Below are 16568 nucleotides of genomic sequence, written 5' to 3'. Positions count from 1 at the left end.
TGATAATGCGCAGGTGCGCAGGCCCTCCTCAATCGTGGTGGTGCTGGTGACGACCGCCCTGGCCGCAGTGGTCAACCTGGTCACCGGCACCCTTGAGGTTCAGCAATCCTGGTGGCCGCCCATGCTTTGGGTGCTAGCCGGGATGCTGATCGTCGGTGCGGTCCTCATCGAGCTACGCGAGCGGCGCAGCCAGGCCAGCCAGGTCGGGGAACTGAGGCGGGTCGCGGACTGGGTGGCCAGACGAGTCGGCGAGCAGTGGGGGGACGAGGCGGCACTTCGGCGCCTGCAGGACCCGGTGCCGCTGCAGGTGCGCTGGTGCTCAACGCGACGACCGGTGGCTGCCGACCGAGCCCTAGTGCTGGATGGCCCGGCCGAGGCCAGCTGGGAACTGCTGCCGCTGCGCGGTCACGCAGAGGAGATCGTGCAGGCATTCCTGGACCTGCCGCACCGACGGCTGGTGGTGCTGGGTGAGCCTGGCGCAGGAAAGAGCGTACTGGCGATCTTGCTCACCCTAGGCCTGCTTGAGCATCGCCAGAGCCTGCCCGCAGAGCAGCGGGTCTCGGCGCCAGTGCCGACGCTGGTGCCGATCGCTTCCTGGAATCCCGCGGCCGAGCCCCTACGTACGTTCTTGGCCCGCCGCCTCGGTGAGGACTATCCGCGTCTTAGCCAGCATGGCGATGATGAGCCCACGCTGGCCGGGGCGCTGATCGCTGAGCGGTACTTGCTGCCGATTTTAGACGGCCTGGATGAGCTGCCCGAGCAGCTACGCCCACAGGCGCTCAGCGAGCTTAACGCCTACATCGGGACCGGCCGGGGCCTGGTAGTGACCTGCCGCAGCCGTGAATACCAGCAGGCCATCGTCGACGCCGGAACGGAGCTGGCCCGGGCTGCGGTAGTAGAACTGCAGCCGGTCACCGCTGAGCAGGCTATCAAGTTCCTGTCGCCAGCAGGGGCCCAAGCCCGCTGGCAGCAGCTCTTCGAGCACCTGCACGCCCACCCTGAGGACACCCTGGCAGCTGTGCTGTCCACCCCATTGATGGTCGCACTCGCACGGGACGCCTACACCAATCCCGACGCCAATCCCGGCGAATTGGTCACCCTCACCGACACCTCCGCCGTCGAGGCTGCCTTGATCGATGGCTTCATCAGCAACGCCTATAAGTCTGATCGGCCGGTCACGCAGGGAGGGCTGCCACACCGCTACGCGCCTCGGCAGGCTCGCTGGCTTGCCTGCCTTGCCTTCCAGCTCAACCACAAGGGCCGGGTGGACTGGTGGTGGTGGGAACTGTCCCCCGATCTGGTACGTCCCCGCATCGCGAAAGCTGCGAGCGTAGTCACGCTTATCCTCACCGCCGCTGGTGCGGGCCTCACAATGGGCCTACCTGCCACGGCGGCCGCCGCGCTACTGGTGGCCGTCAACACGCTGGACCTGTGGCGGCCACTGTGGCCCGAATCTTACCCACCCTCCTACCGTTCGACTTCCCGACGCCGACTACAGCTGCTGCGGATCGCCTTCACCGCGACCGGGCCCATACTGGCGGGACTGGCGCTGTCTGCACCGCTGTTCGGTCTGATCACCGCACTGTCAGCGGTCGCGCTACTGGTCTGGCCCGCCCTCCCACAGACCAGCAGAAGAGGGCTGGGCGGCTGGACATTCGACAGACGGTTGGCGCGATACCGGGTGGGACCCCGCGCAACACTGCGCGCCAACCATCGTGAGGCCACGAGGACCGCCATACAGTACGCCGCTGCGGGTGCGCTGATTGGGGGCCTAGCCATCGCTTTCATACCTGACGCGCTGGATGCGAGGGTGGCCGTCCTCGTCACGGCGCTTGTATCCGGTGCCAACGCCGGCTTAGCCGCTGGATGGCGGACCTGGATTCGGTACCGCTTAACCCATCTGTCACTTGTGGCCCGCGGCTTGTTGCCCTGGAGATTGTGGCGCTTCCTCGAGGATGCGCACCTGCGTGGTGTGCTGCGCCAAGCTGGGACTGGCTGGCAATTTCGTCACCTCCTCGTGCAAACCCACCTCGCTGCCGCCACACGCGCCGATTATCTCCGCGCTCGCGCCGATGCCGACGACTGGAAGGCCGCCGAGTATCTGGTCGATCTACTTGTTGGACAAGGGCGGGTAGATGAGGCCATCACCGTGCTGTACCCGCACGTTCGCCGCTGGATGGCCACCATGCGGCTGGTCGAATTGCTTGTCAGGCAGGAACGAGTGGAGGAGGCGATCACAGTGCTACGCCCCCGCGCCGACAACGGCGACGAAGCCGCCATCGAGTGGCTGGCGGAGTTGCTTGTCAGTCAAGGGCGAGTGGAGGAGGCGATCACAGTGCTACGCCCCCACGCCGAAGCTGGTGACGAGGAAGCCGCCGAGCAGTTGGTCGACCTGCTTGCTGACCAGGGTCGGGTGGACGAACTCCGCGATCGCGCCGACGGCGGCGACTGGCAGGCCGCTGAGCGACTGGTCGGGGTACTGGCCAAGCAGGGGCGGGGAGGTGAGGCCCTCACGCTGCTGCGCTCTCATGCCGACGCTGGCCACGCGTGGGCCGCCGAGCGACTGGCGGACTTGCTGGTCCGGCAGGGCCGGGTGGATGAGGCCATCGCGCTGCTGCGCCCCCACGCCGATGCTCGCGACAGCTGGTTAGGAAACGGGCAGCTGGTCAAGCTGCTTGTTGAGCAGGGCCGGGTGGATGAGCTGCGCCATCGCGCCGACGCGGGCGACAGGGAGGCCGCTAGGCGGCTGGTGGATCTGCTTGTTGAGCAGGGCCGGATAGATGAGCTGCGCCATCGCGCCCAGGCCGGCGACCGGGTGGCCGCCCGCCGGCTGGCGAACCTGCTGGCCGACCAGGGCCGGGTGGATGAGCTGCGCGCTCGCGCCCAGGCCGGCGACCGGGAGGCCGCTGGGCGGCTGGTGGATCTGCTTGTTGAGCAGGGCCGGATAGATGAGGTCATCAGGTTGCTGCATCCTCGCGCCGACGCCGGTGACAGGGTGGCCGCCAGCCGACTGGCGGATTTGCTGGCCGGGCAGGGCCGGGTGGAAGAGGCCATCACACTGCTACGCCCCCTCGCCGATGCCAAGCGTCAAGGCCAGGAAGCCGCAGAGCAGTTGGCGGAATTGCTGGCCGGGCAGGGCCGGGTAGAAGAGGCCATCACACTGCTACGCCCCCACGCTGATGCCAAGCGCCAGACGGCAACCGAGCGGCTGGCGGACCTGCTGGCCGACCAGGGCCGGGTGGATGAGCTGCGCGCTCGCGCCGAGGACGGCGACTGGCTGGCCGCCCGCCGGCTGGCGGACCTGCTGGCCGACCAGGGCCGGGTGGATGAACTGCGTGCTCGCGCCGAGGACGGCGACTGGCTGGCCGCCGGCCGACTGGCGGACCTGTTAGCCGACCAGGGCCGTGTAGAAGAGGCGATCACACTGCTACGCCCCCACGCCGACGACCGCGGCGCGTGGGCCCAAGAGCAGCTGGCGGTTCTGCTTATTCAGCAGGGTCGGGTGGACGAGCTCCGCTCTCGCGCCGCCGCTGGCGACTGGTCGGCTACTAGGTTGCTGGCGGACCTGCTGACCAGGCAGGGCCAGGTGGAGGAGGCCATCACACTGCTACGCCCCTTCGCCCACATCGGTTCAGAGTCGACCACCGGCAGGCTGGCGGACTTGCTGGCCAGGCAGGGCCGGGTGGAGGAGGCCATCACACTGCTGCACCCATGGGCTGCTATTCCCCTCAGAGACGAGGCATGGGCCCGCGAGCGACTGACGAACCTACGGGCTGCGAACCGAACGGATGAATGATGCAAGCGCCTGTGTGATGTTGTCTATTTGAAGAGCCTGGCGGCGAGGAGGACGAGCATGCCGCGTTCGCGGTCGGTGAGGGCGGCGACCTTCGTGCGGGCGTCGGGCACTCGCACCTGAGGCCGCCGGATCAGCAACCCAGCCGCATGCAGGAAACTGTGGACATTCATGCAGGCGACTTCGGAAATCGACAACGGCCGTGACCCTGATGTGGTGCTGGGGACGATGGCTGCCTGGCGGCGAGCGCATGGTGAGGTCGAACGCCACCGCCCCCCAGCCTGCCCGCTGCCCGGCGCCGAACCAGCGGCCCCCGCAGCCCAGATAGACGGCTGGGACGACCGATCAGTGAGGTGGATCCGATCGCGCTGGAGGTGCATCCGGCAATCGACGTCAGCATCGGCGCAGCCGGCCTCAGTAAGCTGCCCACCTACCTGCCCCGCGATCACGACCGGGCACTAGCCAGCATCGTCGCCGAAGCGCAGGCAGGGGCAAGCCGGATCGTGGTGCTGGTCGGTGGGTCCTCCACCGGCAAGACCCGCGCGCTGTGGGAGGCCGTCCAGGGGTTGGGTGAGCCGTGGCGGCTGCAGCACCCGATCACCCCCGGCCGGCCCGAGGCGGTGCTGGCCGGCTTGTATTGGATCGGCCCGTGCACCGTGGTGTGGCTGAATGAGACCCAGCACTACCTGGACACCTCCGGTGGTTCGGGCAGGTTCGACCGTTCAGCAGGGCAGGAAAGGAATCGGGCGGTGCCAGCAGTCGAATTGGCGTATTCGACTGCATGCCGCGACGCTCTCCCCCGGCCGTGCCGGCTGACGCGATCGCCGACAGATCCACGGTTCCTTGCGGGGTTCCGTGCGGCGACAACAACGCCTGGGCAGAGCGCGGCCGACCTGTTCTGGCGAGGCCCATGACTGCTCGGCAAGCGACCCTGTCGCTCAAGACCCCCTTCCAGTGGCGGCCGGGTATCACGACGCTTCTGTCCGGCTTGCGCACCGAGGGCGTGAGAGGGCAGCGAGAATTTCTTGGGCTCTGGCGTGTGCTTGTGGGTGGTCGATGGCACGGCACAAGGCCAGATATCGCTCGGCTTCACGCCGTACTTCGCCAGAGTTACTGGCGTAGCGGCCTAGGTCAAAGAGATCGTAGCCGGCGTCGGCGAGGTCCCAGGCGAGGCGGGACTGACCGAGTTCGTGGGTATGGATGATGATCGCGATGAGGTTGGGACGTTCCTTAACGATCCAGTCGAGGATCGGCCGTGGGCGGTTGCTCTCGCTCGTGAGAAGATCGCTGATCTCCCGACATTTGCTGAGATACCAGGTAGCCAGGCGTACGAGCGCAGCGGTTCGCGCGCGGTCATCGTCCTCGTCCAAGGTGAGCTTGTGGGCGTAAACGCGCACTAGATCGTTTAGGCAGTACCGATCTGGTGCGGTGGGTTGGATCAAGCTGGCGTCGGCGAGGTGAGTGAGGAGGCGGCGTGCGACTGGGAGTTCGACGGCCAGCAGGGCTGTGGCCGCCTCGGATGTAAAGGTGGAACCCTTGATCAGGCCGAGAAGCCGGAACGCCAGTCGCGATTCAGGAGTGAGCCCTGCGTAAGATCGGTCGAAAATGGTTTCGATCGCTTCGCCTAGCTCCTCTCCTTTGACCTCTTGGAGTGCGATGACAGCATCGGCGATGGTCTGCCGGTGGTGGCTTGTGTGGAGCCTAGCGGCGACGATCCGCAGCGCCAGGGGCAGCCGCCCGCACAACTTCACCAGTTCCTTGGACGCTTCGGGCTCGGCTGCGATTTCGTCAGGGCCGACGACTGCACGTAGCAGGTCGAGGGCTTCGGCTGGAGGGAGCGGGTCGAGGGCGAGAGCCCGGGCATCCTGGTGGACAACAAGGTCGTGCATCCCAGCGCGGGCGGTGACGAGTACTGTGCAGGTGGGCGTGCCAGGCAACAGTGGCCGGATCTGGTCGGGGTCAACGGCGTCGTCGAGCATGATCAGGACTCTTCTGTTGGCGAGGTGGGTCCGGAAGAGGGCGGCACGCTCGTCTTGTCCAGCGGGGATCCGTTCGTCGGGCACGTTGAGTGCTCGCAAGGCCTGGCCGAGGGCCTCAGTCGCTGACAGCCTTGCCCCTCGGCTGGAGTGACTGCCGAGGTTGATGAAGATCTGACCATCGGAGAATTCGTTTGTGCGGCGGTGCGCCCAGTGCAGCGCCAGGGCCGATTTCCCTACGCCAGGCATGCCCTGGATCACCATCACTGGATAACCGCCGTCAGCTAGAGCGTCGAGCTGGTCTAATTCGTGGTTGCGGCCGATGAAGCTGCTGACGCCGATCGGAAGCTGGCGGGGGGCCAAGAATTCGCGCGAAGCAAGGGCTGGCGAGTGCGCAATCTTACCGTGGGTGATCTGCTCCCATGCTCGCCTCCAGGGTTTGATCGCTTGATCATTGTCCAGGCCACAGGCCCGCAGGTAGGCCTCGATGATCGGCCATCGTTGCGGCACGGTACTGCGGGTGAGCATCGCCGAGAGTGTCGATCTGGGTAGCGATCCTCGCTTCCATCGGTTGGCCTGCGCTGTCAGATCGCGGAGCGAGGGGTTGCCGACGGAGATACGCAGTTCGTGCATGGCCTCCATGTACTGCGTCTCGGAGGTCACCGACGTCGGATCAGGCGTGTTGGCGAATGGGGTGCAGGGTGTGGTGTCAGTAGCCATCGCCGCCCCCGGTGGTGAGAGTCAGCGATGGGCGACCGTTGGAGACCTTGCGCCAGGCCGTGGTCCAGCGGCGCACTTCCTCCTCATCCCCTCCGCAGCCGCGGATGCAGCCTTGTACATATTCCAGTTTGAAGGGAGCTCGGCAAGATGGGCCAGCAAGCACTTTGCCAGCCGTTCCATTGGAGAAGGTGTTGCCGGAGGCCCTGGCGACGTCGCGGTATGACGGCCGTCCCGCCCATTCCCAGAAAGCGCGCAGTAGGTCCGCAAGTTCCTCAAGGGTGTTTGCCTGCAGGGGGTCGGGCTTGATGTCGTGCCCGTTGACGTCCGCGATCAACCGCCGGTCCGGTTCGCCTGGGGGCATCCTGACGGCCGTTAGCTGTGGCTCGCGGCGATGAACGTCGCGAGGTGTCCGTAAGCCGCGATGACGGCCAGTTCGATCGAGTCGGGCATGGCCACGTTGTGGCTGGCAGCGGCGTAGTACACGGCGGCCGCCGCGGTGCCCGCTTGAAGGAGGGCGCTTATTCGTGGGAGTTTGCCGTCCACGGACAGCGTGATCTTCATCATTTGGGGACTCACTCTCGGTGTTATGGGATCCGGCATCACGTGTTCGGCGGGTATCCGTGATGAAGATCGGCCTGCCAACCGAGTCTTCTGGACCTCACCGAGCGCACCTCTCATCATGAACTGGTGTACCAAGCAGGAAAAGCGACTGATCACTTTTCGCCGGATATGTTTCGTGTTGAACGGCTGTGGACAGTCCGCCAGAGTGCCCCGATGCGTCGAGGTGCCCATGCTTGGTTGTTGGTGATCAATGCTGATGCCATCAATGCGGTGTTGGCTGTAGGTGTCCCGGACTGTCCAGGCCCGTCCGGCCATCTAGCGGCCGTGGCCATGAGAGCCCATCCTGGGTGCCAGGAGATCCAACATGGTCTCCGCTCGCGATGATCTCGGGGAATGGGATCCGGTATCACGCGACTCGAGTCCGGCCCCGGCTGCCACCGGGGTCGACTCATACTGGTGCGAGGTCGCACGAGGCCACGCTGGCGAGTGTGACCAGTTCGCCGCCCTGCTACCCGTACGCCGTTGCGGAAGGCCAGCCTGTCGGGATGGTCACCGCCAAGCACCCGCTCACAGGCGGCCAGCGTGGCTTCATGCAGCGGGATGGCCCGCCGCTCCAGTCCCCCGCCGATTCATAGGCTTAGGGACCGTGGTCAGCGAACTGCGCGACCAGGAGTGAAGATCGTGTCCCGGACCGAGAACTTCGACCTGGACACCAAAAGGGCCGGTTCATGTTCGCCGTCCTGGCCGAGGCCGCCGAGTACGAGCTGGAACTGCGGGCCGAACGCTAGGCCGAGGGGATCACCGCCGCCAAGCGCCGTGAGGCCACCGGCGCCATGCTGCCCGGCAAGAAGACCGGCCGCCCCCGCGCCATCGGCCCCGCCGAACGAGCCACCCTGCTCGGCCTCATCGACGGCGGCATCTCAGTCACCGAAGCCGCCGCATCCTCACAATCGGCCGCTCCACCGCCTACGAAGCCCTCACGCAAAGCTAACCAGCGGCTACACCCCGCAGACGCCCACACCCTGAAGACCTCCCGCGCCGCCTACACCGCACTTACGGCTCAGCGGTAACCAGGCAACTTGTGAAAAACGCGCCCCCCCATTCACGTCTCTTACTCCAGATGGCCTACATGACCCTTCTCAGCGGTGCTCCTCATTCCGCGGGGAAGAGCCCTCCACCGTAGGAGGGATTATCGCATTGAAGAACGGGAGGGAGTATCCCGTTAGACGTGAACTCGCCAGAGCGTGGATTGGGCACGGGCGATCTGTCAGGCGGCAGCGGAGTGGTCTTGCTCTGCGAGCTTCCCTTCCATGCCTCTGCGTTTGATCCAGCGGCCCCACCGAGCGCTCCGCGCGAACTGCTCAGCGATGGCTCGACCAGATGGGAGCGCCCCGTCAGGAAGGCGGTTGGCCAGGGCCCATTGCCAAGCGGTTCGACGGAGATCTCCCGTTCCGCACTCATGAGGACCCGCCTGCTCTGAGGAATCGTGGTCATTGCCGCTGATAAGGTCCAAGTCCCCTGGCACCTCGTCCTGCACGACAGCGGATTTCCGACCGGAGGCTCGGCGAAGCTGGGACATCAGGAGCTCATAACTGCCGATCAAAGCCACACTCGGCCAGGCCGCGATGATGCGACCGATCACACTCGGTTCCGCGACGGCGATGTTGGCTCCGAGACTGGCCAAGCTGCCGACTAGCAACATGGCCCAGGCCAGGAACCCACCGCGGCAACCGTACCGGTTGGCCAGAAGGATGGACATCGAGGCGACGACAATCGCGCCGTCGACTGCGAGCGGGATGAGAACCGCCGCGAGCTGATCCTCACGATGGCGAAGACAGAGTTCGTGCATGTGGCGGAACGACACGACCGCCGCGATGCCCGCGAGGAGGAGAACCCCTGTGACCGTCGTGCACTGAATGCGACGCACCGCCCGCATGTTCGGCTCCATGGTTGCTCAGCCCTCCCAACCGGGGAGAACGAGCGTGGTGGAGGCGCTGAACGGCATGTACTTATCGAGGGTGTCGCCCCTTGGACACACTTTGCTACATGATCGCCCGACCTCGGTCCGGGCGATCACTGTTTTCCGGCCTGGTTCGTAGGTCATCCGTAGGCCCAGCTGGCGATATACCTGCATCTTGTCGTGCGGGTCAACGCTGCGAAGGAGTCTACGAAGGTCGCCGAGGGCGCTCACGATGTTGGCAATCTCCTGTTCAGAGAGTCGCTTCGGCATGGAGGCAGAGATCTCCTTAAGGCGACTCTGCTCGACCTTCCGGCGGGCTTCCGTTTCAGTGATCCAGCCGACGACCACGGCGGGGTCGGTTCCCGCATCCACAAGCGCGCGGTAGCCCGCGAGCTTGCGCTCACAGTCGGCGACGGCTTGGCGGGCGGACTCGACCGCAGCCAAGCGGTGATCGTCGGCGAGTTGAGCGGCAGCCATCGCACGGATCGTCTCCGGCAGCCGACCGGGGTCGAAGACAGTAGCAAGCCACTCGTCCAACGGCTCGACGATCAACTCCTCTCTGACATACACCGAGCGAGGATGCGGCACGCCGCTGGCCTGGGCGTACTCCTTGGGGAAGACGCAGCGATAGTGGGGCTTGCCGTTGTTCCAACTGCCCTGCATCCGCCGCTGGCACTCACCGCAGAAGAGCAGGCCACGGAAGACGTAAGGACGGGGTGTCGCCCGCGGCTTCTTACCTTGAGGAGTCCCGGGAGCCGTGAGGAGCGCCTGCACCGTCGCGAAGCACTCCGCATCGATCACAGCCTCGTGAGCCGGCCGCTCGGACCAGATCCAGTTCTCCGACCTGTTCCAGCGGAGCTTCGTCATGTGACCCAGGCCAACGTCATTCACGTCGATCAAGACCTCGTCCTTGTGCTGTCGGCTCCATACCTGTCGTCCCGTGTAGCGGGGGTTGAGCAGAATCGCGCGAATTGCATACTTTGACCACGCGACGCCGCTGCGATGGGAGTTTCGGGCGGGGTCGTACGCGGAGGGGCACAGGATGCCATCGCGGGTGAGTGCCTCAGCGATGGCAAGCAGGCCCTTGCCATTGAGGAACTCCCTGAAGATGCGTTGAACCACCGGAGCGGTGACCGGGTCCGGCTCCAGCCGATGCAACCGCTTGCCGTCGGCGGCCTTGCTCGGATTGGGATGGGGGCCGGCGTCCGCCAGGCGATAGCCGTAAGGCGGCCTGCCCCCGAGGTAGCGTCCCTCTACCTGCGCTTGAGCCGCCATCGCCGCGCGCACGCGTGTCTTGATCCGGTTCCGCTCTCCCTTACTGATCCCGCCGAACATGGACATGCCTCCGGTCACCCACCAGCCTGAGCATGGGGTGCTCCCGGTGGACGTTCCGCGCTCACTACGGCAAGTACCTCGTCGAGGTCAACTTCAGCGTCCAAGGTGCGGGACGGCCCGTCGAGCTGGACGGCAGCACCTTTGACGCGCTGATTTCCTCGGTCGATGGTCATGTCAGCGAGGTCCTACGGGGCTGAATGCAGGTTAGGTGCGGACGGACATGCGCTGCCACCTCACGCGGCAATGGCATGGCACCAGCGCCTGGCGGCGCTGGTGGGCACCGCCAGCACGAACGGCCGTCCGGCGTCAGCTCGGACGCCACCTACAACGCCATCCATCGCGGGCAGCTGCCCCCGATCCAGGTCAGCCGGGCGTTGCGTGTGCCGACCGCGAGCCTGGCGGCGATTCTCGGCCTGCCGCCCCCGGCTCCGGCGCCGAGGTGTGATGCGCCGGTGTCTGCGTGCCATGCCCTGGCGTGAGGCCGACCGCTGGGAGTGCCGCACCTGTGGCCGACCGCTCGCCATCGAAGGCGGTGCCCACCCGGCCGCTGCGTCACCGCGGCGAGCACCGCCCGCCGCGCGTCACCCCGGCGCCCGGAGACCTGGCCGCGTGGACGCGGACACTGGAGGTGGCCAGCCGCGCCGTCGCCGAGCTGCCCGCGGCGGTCAGCGACGTCGAGCTCGTGCGCGCGGTGGTGGAGGCTATCTACGCCGCCGGGCTGCTGCGCCGCACGCCCTCTACGGGCGCCAGGTCTTCCCCGCCGATGACGACCACCTGCTGGGAAAGAGGCTGGACTTCTTCTCCGAGCAGCGGACATCGCAGAGCGAGGATTGAAGACAAAGTCGTAACCGTCGCGGACATCGCCTCCTCCATGTCTCGGGGGTCGCCGGGATCGTGGTGCGGCCGGTGCCAAGCACCAGGCGGTGAACGCCGCTCAGCCGCTGGCGCCGCGGAGGTGAGTTCACGGTCGGCCCCGCTACCGTCTGCCGCCGCGGTGCTCTCCGCGCTGGTCGCCGGGCTAAGTGCACTGAGAGGAGGGTGGTGTCGCGTCGCGCGTTCCCACGGGGTGCCGCCAGCCCGTGGGGTGGCCCGGGTTTGAGGCCTACCGTTGGGACTACGGCAGCCGTCCGGTCGCTTCCAGCTGTGCCACGTGGCGCCCTGCACGAAGTAAGGCGGGCATCGGTCAACGATGCCCGCCGGTACTCCTCTTGGCCAGCTGCTTCTTCCAACTTGGCGTGTGGCCTGGGGCGTCAATAGCGCAGGTTTCCCTGCGAGAAGCCCATCATCTGCGGCCTTCGGCCGCCGGCCCGGAGGGGCCCGGCGGCCGAGGGTCATTAAGCCGCCCGCGTCCACCCTGCGGCGCGGATCCGGTTGTCTGGCGGTTGGAGCACAGCCCGTATCCACTCCTCGGCCGGACCCGCCACGGTCGGATCGACCTGCGCGACCAGAACCCAGCGCCATCGGTAGGCGACGTCTGGCCGGTCCAGCCGGTGCCGAGCGATTCGCCGGGCCAGCGGCTGGACCGTCCGCCCGACATACCTGAACTCGCCCGACCGCTGCAGCGTCAGGTAGACCAGCGGCCCGTGCGGCAGGTCTGGCGGGAGGACGACGGGCAGCGGCCAGGCCAGGGACCGGCTGCGCGCTCCCTCCGCGTCGGTGAGCGCCCTAGCGACCGGAGTCGAGGCGAGCAGCCGCTGCCACATGACCGCGGTGGGGTGGCCCGACGCCAGCGGACGCGGCCCGGCGCTCACTCCTCCTCCGAGTCATCGAACAGAGGCGGCTCGGGGTCGGCAGGCGGCACGACCGTGATCAAGGACTCGCCGAGATCATTGATCTTCTCCCGCATCAGCTTCCAGTCGGCGCGCCTTCCGAAGGGATGCTCGGACAGCCTGCCCGGATAGTCGGAGAGCTCGGCCTCCAACTGCCGGACGGCAGTCGCCGCGCGGCCGACGTGGTCGAGGACCGCGAAGCGCCACTGCTCGTTCCGCTGCTCCCGGGTGAGCTTGCGGCCCTTCTGCGCGGCGTGGACCTCCTCGCGTCCCTCCGCTGACTTCTCCGGGTCGGCCTGGTCGAAGAGATCTCCCTCGATGAGCACCCGGTAGCTCTCCCCGGACGGAACCCGATCGCCCTTCTCATCGACCAGCGGATAGGTGTAGTCGACGTTGAGGGACCGGCCGGTGCCCGTGCCGCCGGCGCGGTCGTGGTGGAAACCGCGGACGATCCGGACGGCCTGGAGCCGGCCGTGCTGGGTGCCGGCCCATGTAGCGAGCAGCACCGGCGGCGTGGCGCGGTAGAACACCCCATCTTCGCCGATCTTGCTGCCGCGGTCACGGGTGAGGATGCCGTCAGCGAGCAACGCCGTGCCTGCCAGCACCTGCAGGGTGAGCCGGGCCGAGACGTCGTCGGTGCCAGCGAGCCGGAGGAGTTCCTCGACCGGCGCGAACACCGGCTCCCAGCGGCCGGAGAGGATCTCCTCGGACAGGACACCGCCGTTGCGCCAGGCGTTGCGCGCGGTGTCGGTGGTCTGCGGCTTGGCCCACCGCCACGGCTGGTCCACCAGGACCCCGATGAACCCGGCGTAGCGGTGCGTATGGACCGCGCCGATACCCTGATCGCTGCGGATGAACCGCTTAGCCTCCGCGGAGACCTTGAGGTTGGTAAGGGTGTGCACGATGACCGCCGCCCGCCACAGCGGCCGGACCCGGCCGGTAGCCGGGTCGGTCACCAGTTTGAGGTCGGCTCCCGGGAACAGTTCTTCGACCTGCGACTCGTCGAGCGGGCGATCCTCGGTGAGGTCGACGAACGCCTCCGACACACGGCCGGCCTGGCGCAGGTGCAGCACCGTGCGCTGCGCGGTGACGGTGTCCTTGGCCGCCTCACGCCAGGGGTTGACACTGATGTGGCGGGTGCTCTGCGCCGCGGTGATCGCGGCGGGCAGCTCGTCGAGGTTGTCCTCATCGCTGAACTGCGCCCCGACGATCAGCCGGACGGGCAGCCGCCGGGCCTGCAACTGGCGCAGCACCGACATGGTCAGGCCGTCCCGTTCGTAGGCGAGGTTGGCCGCCTGGGCCTGCTTCAGGTACGCCGCCCGGCGCTTCCGCGAGGGCGTCGTCAGAGCACGCCGCAGTTCCTGTGCGGCGCGCGCCACCCTCTCCGGCGGGGTCAGCGTGGTGTCGTAGTAACGGACGAGTGCGGCGCTGGTGGCCCGTGATGTGCCGTCGTACAACGCGATGAGGTAGAGCGAGGGGCTGCCGTCGGCGAAGCGGACCTCGACCAGGACAGCCTCGACCGGAGTCATCACTCCATGTCCGAGGATGGAGTCGCTGTAGTTGGCGCCTGGGTCGTTAAGCGTTTCACGGACGGTGCTCTCCACCAGAGCTTCGGCGTCGGCAACCGAGTCGAACTCGACGACGAGCTGTGCCTGGAGGCGGCCGTTCTCGTTGCGGGCTCCGGTGATCCTCGGCCCCTTCGGCACCCCCTGGAGCAGATGGCCCAGCCGGGGGTTCCCCATGATGGGAAGCGGCGCCTCACCATCCACTTCGCCTTCGAGCATGAACAGATGGGTGCTGCCGGCGTACTGCGAACTCAGGCCGTCGATGCCTGACGCGTACGTCGCGATGCGGATGACCTTCGGGGGGTCGATGAATATTCCGACGGCGGTGTCGATCGCAGCATCGGTGAGATTGATGTTGGGATTGGCGCGCAAGCGGCGCTTCAGCGTGCCGAGGTCCTTCGGGTCGGGCAGCGGGAGCGGCCGGGGGGCCCGCTCGATCTGCACTTCGCTGCCGTCTTCGGTGACGACGGTCCTGGGGTATGCGGACATGGCAGGACTTCCTCGCCTGCTCAATACCGTCCAGTGATTGTCACGGGACGGCTACCCCGCCGTGCGGGGACATGGGCCTGTGCGCCCACGCGAAACCATCGGTGTGCGCAGGACAGGCGAGTCCGGTCATCAAGGGAGGTCGCGGTTCCACCCGCTCGTCCCAGGACCGCTGCTGGGTAGCCGTCGTGCTATCGGAGCACGGGCGCCCGCCACGTACACGTCATCGTTCTATAAAGGATGATATACCGAGCGTGCGCGTTCACGCAGAGTCGCCAGACGGTCGCGGCGAACTGAGCCGACAGGAGCCGACGCCCCGCCGTGTTCCGGTGCGGCGGGTCGAAGGTCAGACGTGCCGCTCGAAACGCGGCGTAGGCGCCGGCATCGGGCCGGTGATCGGGCGACGGCGGTCGTCGTCGAAGTGGGCGCAGCCGCCGCCGTACTCGAGGAAGGCCGTTCCGGTCTCCGCGGTCAGCGCCGGGAAGAACCGCTTGTCCTCCGGTGACTGGCCGGAGGTAGACCAGGTGTAGCTCGGACCTAAGGCGCGGCTGATCCGGCGGCGGCCCACACCGCGGCGCTGCCATTCGGGGGAGATGGAGATCTTGTTGATGCTGCCGCGGCCGCACTGGTCGCAGACCTGCCACACCAGCCGGGCGATGTCGTAGTCACGAGCGTCGTAGACGTACATCTGCCGAAGCCCCGCCGGCAGATCGGGCGGGTGATACACGAAGCGCAACGCGGTGCCCGGCGTGGTCATCCTGACCCACCACCAGCGGATCTTGCTCATGCCGGGCACCGGAACAGCACTTCTGCCTTTGGCCATCCGCTTCCCCTTTCGGTACTCGGCCAATCAACTAGACAGCACCCGGCTACCGGACTAGACGACCGTGTGCCGGTGGTTCAGAATCCTGGTCATGCGTATAGATCATGGGGCGATCTTTAACCAGCCTGACCTCCTGGAGACCAACGACGAACCCGAGGTCGAAACCGTCACCTACTTCGCGACCGCTACCCGGACCGGAAAGCAGTGGATCGCCACCGCCCGCGACCTCCCCGGCGGGCGCACCGTCCAAGCCCAAGGCGCGAGCTGGCGCGAGGTGAAACGGAACATGGCCGACCTCGTCTTCGAGATACACAACGACGATGCCAGCATCGGTGCCCTCCACCTTGTCCCCGCCGACCCGGACGCCGAAGCCGCCCTGAAGGACGTCGTCGCCGCCCGCTCGGCGCGCGTCCTCGCCGAACAGGCCGAGCGTGAAGCCGTCCGCCATGCCGTCCGCCTCCTCATCGACCAGGGGTGGAGCACCCGCGATATCGGCAGCGCCCTGCTGTTGTCACACCAGCGCGTCTCCCAAATCGCCCCCCGCGCCACTACGCAAAAGCTTTGACTGCTGCTGGTGCGGGCGCGGCGTCATGTCATGCCCGCAGAAGACCGACCGCTACGGCAGCCGTCAACTCGACGACGGCGGCCGCGGCGGTCAGGGGTACTTCCAGTCCACGGTGACGGTGCACCGCACCCCGGCCTCGAGCATCGCCTGGGCGCGGTGCTGGCCATTGATGTAGGAGGTCGTGCGCCAGCCGGCGAAGCGGGTGACCTGAATGGCGTCCGCCAGGCTGGCCAGGCTGGCCACCGCGTCGACTTCCCACTCAGACATGCCCTCGCCCTCGGCGGCGTCCAGGACGGCCTGGTGGACGTCTTCGACCGCCACCCCGTCGCGTTGGGCGCGGCGGACCAGGCGGATCACGGCTGCCGCGGCGCGGTGCCAGTTGCCGCCGTGATACCAGCAGCAGTCACGCACGATGGTTCGCGGGGCGAGCTGGCGGGCCAGGCGCTGCCAGCCCAGCCCGGCCGACATGCACTCGTCCTGGCGGAACGGCTCGGGGCGGGGAAGGCGGGCGACCCACATGAGCCGGTAGTAGGGCTGCGGCTCAGGCTCTGGCGGCCGCGGCCGGTAACCGACACCACGGTCGACGTCGACAGGCCCCCCAACGAGCTCGGCGAGCTGCAGGTCGCTCACCCGCTTCCATTTCGGGGTGTGGATGTTGAAAGCGCCGGTCTGGGTGAATGTGACCAGGGCCAGATGGTCCAACCGGCCGCAGGGCAGCAGCTGGTGCTGAATCCAGATGGGCGGCTCGGCCGACTCGGCGCAGTGCCGCCGCCACACCTCGGTGGCGTACTCCTCGGCGGCGTTGACCAACGTCGGGCCTTCCATGACGGTCTGGGTGGCCACGGCCACCGGCCGCAAGCCGGGCGCGGTGAACAGCTGCAGCCGGAACGTCGCCGGCGGCCGGCCAGGCTGGTCGACGGCGAACATGTGGTCATCGACGACCCGGGTCCGCACGGCGCCGTGCTCGGCGAGAAAGGCCTGCAGCGTCGAGGAACTCATCGGGCCATCCTGCGCC

At 67.3% G+C, this 16568-nt stretch carries 13 protein-coding genes; 3 read left to right on the top strand and 10 right to left on the bottom strand.

Annotated elements, in window-relative coordinates:
* The first annotated feature begins 13 nt into the window (after nucleotides 1-13).
* Nucleotides 14-3796, top strand: a complete 3783-nt coding sequence (locus PYR91_RS13535) for a tetratricopeptide repeat protein (protein ID WP_279780057.1) — start codon at nucleotides 14-16, stop codon at nucleotides 3794-3796.
* 23 nt (nucleotides 3797-3819) lie between these two features.
* Here the strand turns inward: PYR91_RS13535 and PYR91_RS13530 are convergent, their stop codons facing one another.
* The gene (locus PYR91_RS13530) at nucleotides 3820-3990 is read right to left on the bottom strand and encodes a hypothetical protein (protein ID WP_279780056.1); all 171 of its coding nucleotides are present in this window, start codon (nucleotides 3988-3990) and stop codon (nucleotides 3820-3822) included.
* A 156-nt stretch (nucleotides 3991-4146) separates the two neighbouring features.
* On the opposite strand from PYR91_RS13530, the gene PYR91_RS13525 reads away from it, so the two are divergent.
* Nucleotides 4147-4707, top strand: a complete 561-nt coding sequence (locus PYR91_RS13525; RefSeq protein WP_279780055.1) for a hypothetical protein — start codon at nucleotides 4147-4149, stop codon at nucleotides 4705-4707.
* 54 nt (nucleotides 4708-4761) lie between these two features.
* On the opposite strand, the gene PYR91_RS13520 is transcribed toward PYR91_RS13525, so the two are convergent.
* The 8 genes from PYR91_RS13520 to PYR91_RS13485 form a co-directional block, all read right to left on the bottom strand.
* Nucleotides 4762-6489, bottom strand: coding sequence for an NB-ARC domain-containing protein (locus PYR91_RS13520; RefSeq protein WP_279780054.1), 1728 nt, complete (start codon nucleotides 6487-6489; stop codon nucleotides 4762-4764).
* A complete protein-coding gene (locus PYR91_RS13515) occupies nucleotides 6479-6823 on the bottom strand; it encodes a hypothetical protein (protein WP_279780053.1) in 345 nt (114 codons plus the stop codon). The genes PYR91_RS13520 and PYR91_RS13515 overlap by 11 nt, the downstream gene beginning before the upstream one ends.
* A gap of 38 nt (nucleotides 6824-6861) precedes the next feature.
* Nucleotides 6862-7050 carry a hypothetical protein gene (locus PYR91_RS13510; protein WP_279780052.1) on the bottom strand — a complete coding sequence of 63 codons (189 nt, stop codon included), beginning with the start codon at nucleotides 7048-7050 and terminating at the stop codon, nucleotides 6862-6864.
* 1267 nt (nucleotides 7051-8317) lie between these two features.
* Nucleotides 8318-8986, bottom strand: a complete 669-nt coding sequence (locus PYR91_RS13505) for a DUF2637 domain-containing protein (protein ID WP_279780051.1) — start codon at nucleotides 8984-8986, stop codon at nucleotides 8318-8320.
* Nucleotides 8987-9004: 18 nt separating this feature from the next.
* Nucleotides 9005-10351, bottom strand: a complete 1347-nt coding sequence (locus PYR91_RS13500) for a recombinase family protein (RefSeq protein ID WP_279780050.1) — start codon at nucleotides 10349-10351, stop codon at nucleotides 9005-9007.
* 1328 nt (nucleotides 10352-11679) lie between these two features.
* Nucleotides 11680-12096 carry a hypothetical protein gene (locus PYR91_RS13495; RefSeq protein ID WP_279780049.1) on the bottom strand — a complete coding sequence of 139 codons (417 nt, stop codon included), beginning with the start codon at nucleotides 12094-12096 and terminating at the stop codon, nucleotides 11680-11682.
* Nucleotides 12093-14168 carry a hypothetical protein gene (locus PYR91_RS13490; protein ID WP_279780048.1) on the bottom strand — a complete coding sequence of 692 codons (2076 nt, stop codon included), beginning with the start codon at nucleotides 14166-14168 and terminating at the stop codon, nucleotides 12093-12095. The genes PYR91_RS13495 and PYR91_RS13490 overlap by 4 nt, the downstream gene beginning before the upstream one ends.
* 343 nt (nucleotides 14169-14511) lie before the next feature.
* Entirely contained in the window at nucleotides 14512-14952 is a 441-nt protein-coding gene (locus PYR91_RS13485; RefSeq protein WP_279780047.1) for a hypothetical protein, read from the bottom strand.
* A gap of 127 nt (nucleotides 14953-15079) precedes the next feature.
* Between PYR91_RS13485 and PYR91_RS13480 the strand changes: the two genes are divergently transcribed.
* Nucleotides 15080-15553, top strand: a complete 474-nt coding sequence (locus tag PYR91_RS13480) for a hypothetical protein (protein ID WP_279780046.1) — start codon at nucleotides 15080-15082, stop codon at nucleotides 15551-15553.
* A gap of 90 nt (nucleotides 15554-15643) precedes the next feature.
* Here the strand turns inward: PYR91_RS13480 and PYR91_RS13475 are convergent, their stop codons facing one another.
* Nucleotides 15644-16552, bottom strand: a complete 909-nt coding sequence (locus PYR91_RS13475) for a hypothetical protein (protein ID WP_279780045.1) — start codon at nucleotides 16550-16552, stop codon at nucleotides 15644-15646.
* Nucleotides 16553-16568: the final 16 nt, after the last annotated feature.

This window comes from Sphaerisporangium sp. TRM90804 (assembly GCF_029846175.1).
In the GTDB taxonomy this organism is placed as follows: Bacteria; Actinomycetota; Actinomycetes; order Streptosporangiales; family Streptosporangiaceae; genus Sphaerisporangium.
Note: the sequence above shows the minus strand (reverse complement) of the source record. Positions and strands in the feature narration are given on the sequence as shown.

What these genes read in the sequence shown, in the direction of transcription:
- PYR91_RS13520 (WP_279780054.1), bottom strand. Translation starts at nt 6,489, where the DNA reads ATGGCTACTGACACCACACCCTGCACCCCATTCGCCAACACGCCTGAT.
- PYR91_RS13510 (WP_279780052.1), bottom strand. Translation starts at nt 7,050, where the DNA reads ATGAAGATCACGCTGTCCGTGGACGGCAAACTCCCACGAATAAGCGCC.
- PYR91_RS13505 (WP_279780051.1), bottom strand. Translation starts at nt 8,986, where the DNA reads ATGCGGGCGGTGCGTCGCATTCAGTGCACGACGGTCACAGGGGTTCTC.
- PYR91_RS13500 (WP_279780050.1), bottom strand. Translation starts at nt 10,351, where the DNA reads ATGTCCATGTTCGGCGGGATCAGTAAGGGAGAGCGGAACCGGATCAAG.
- PYR91_RS13490 (WP_279780048.1), bottom strand. Translation starts at nt 14,168, where the DNA reads ATGTCCGCATACCCCAGGACCGTCGTCACCGAAGACGGCAGCGAAGTG.
- PYR91_RS13485 (WP_279780047.1), bottom strand. Translation starts at nt 14,952, where the DNA reads ATGAGCAAGATCCGCTGGTGGTGGGTCAGGATGACCACGCCGGGCACC.
- PYR91_RS13480 (WP_279780046.1), top strand. Translation starts at nt 15,080, where the DNA reads ATGCGTATAGATCATGGGGCGATCTTTAACCAGCCTGACCTCCTGGAG.
- PYR91_RS13475 (WP_279780045.1), bottom strand. Translation starts at nt 16,552, where the DNA reads ATGAGTTCCTCGACGCTGCAGGCCTTTCTCGCCGAGCACGGCGCCGTG.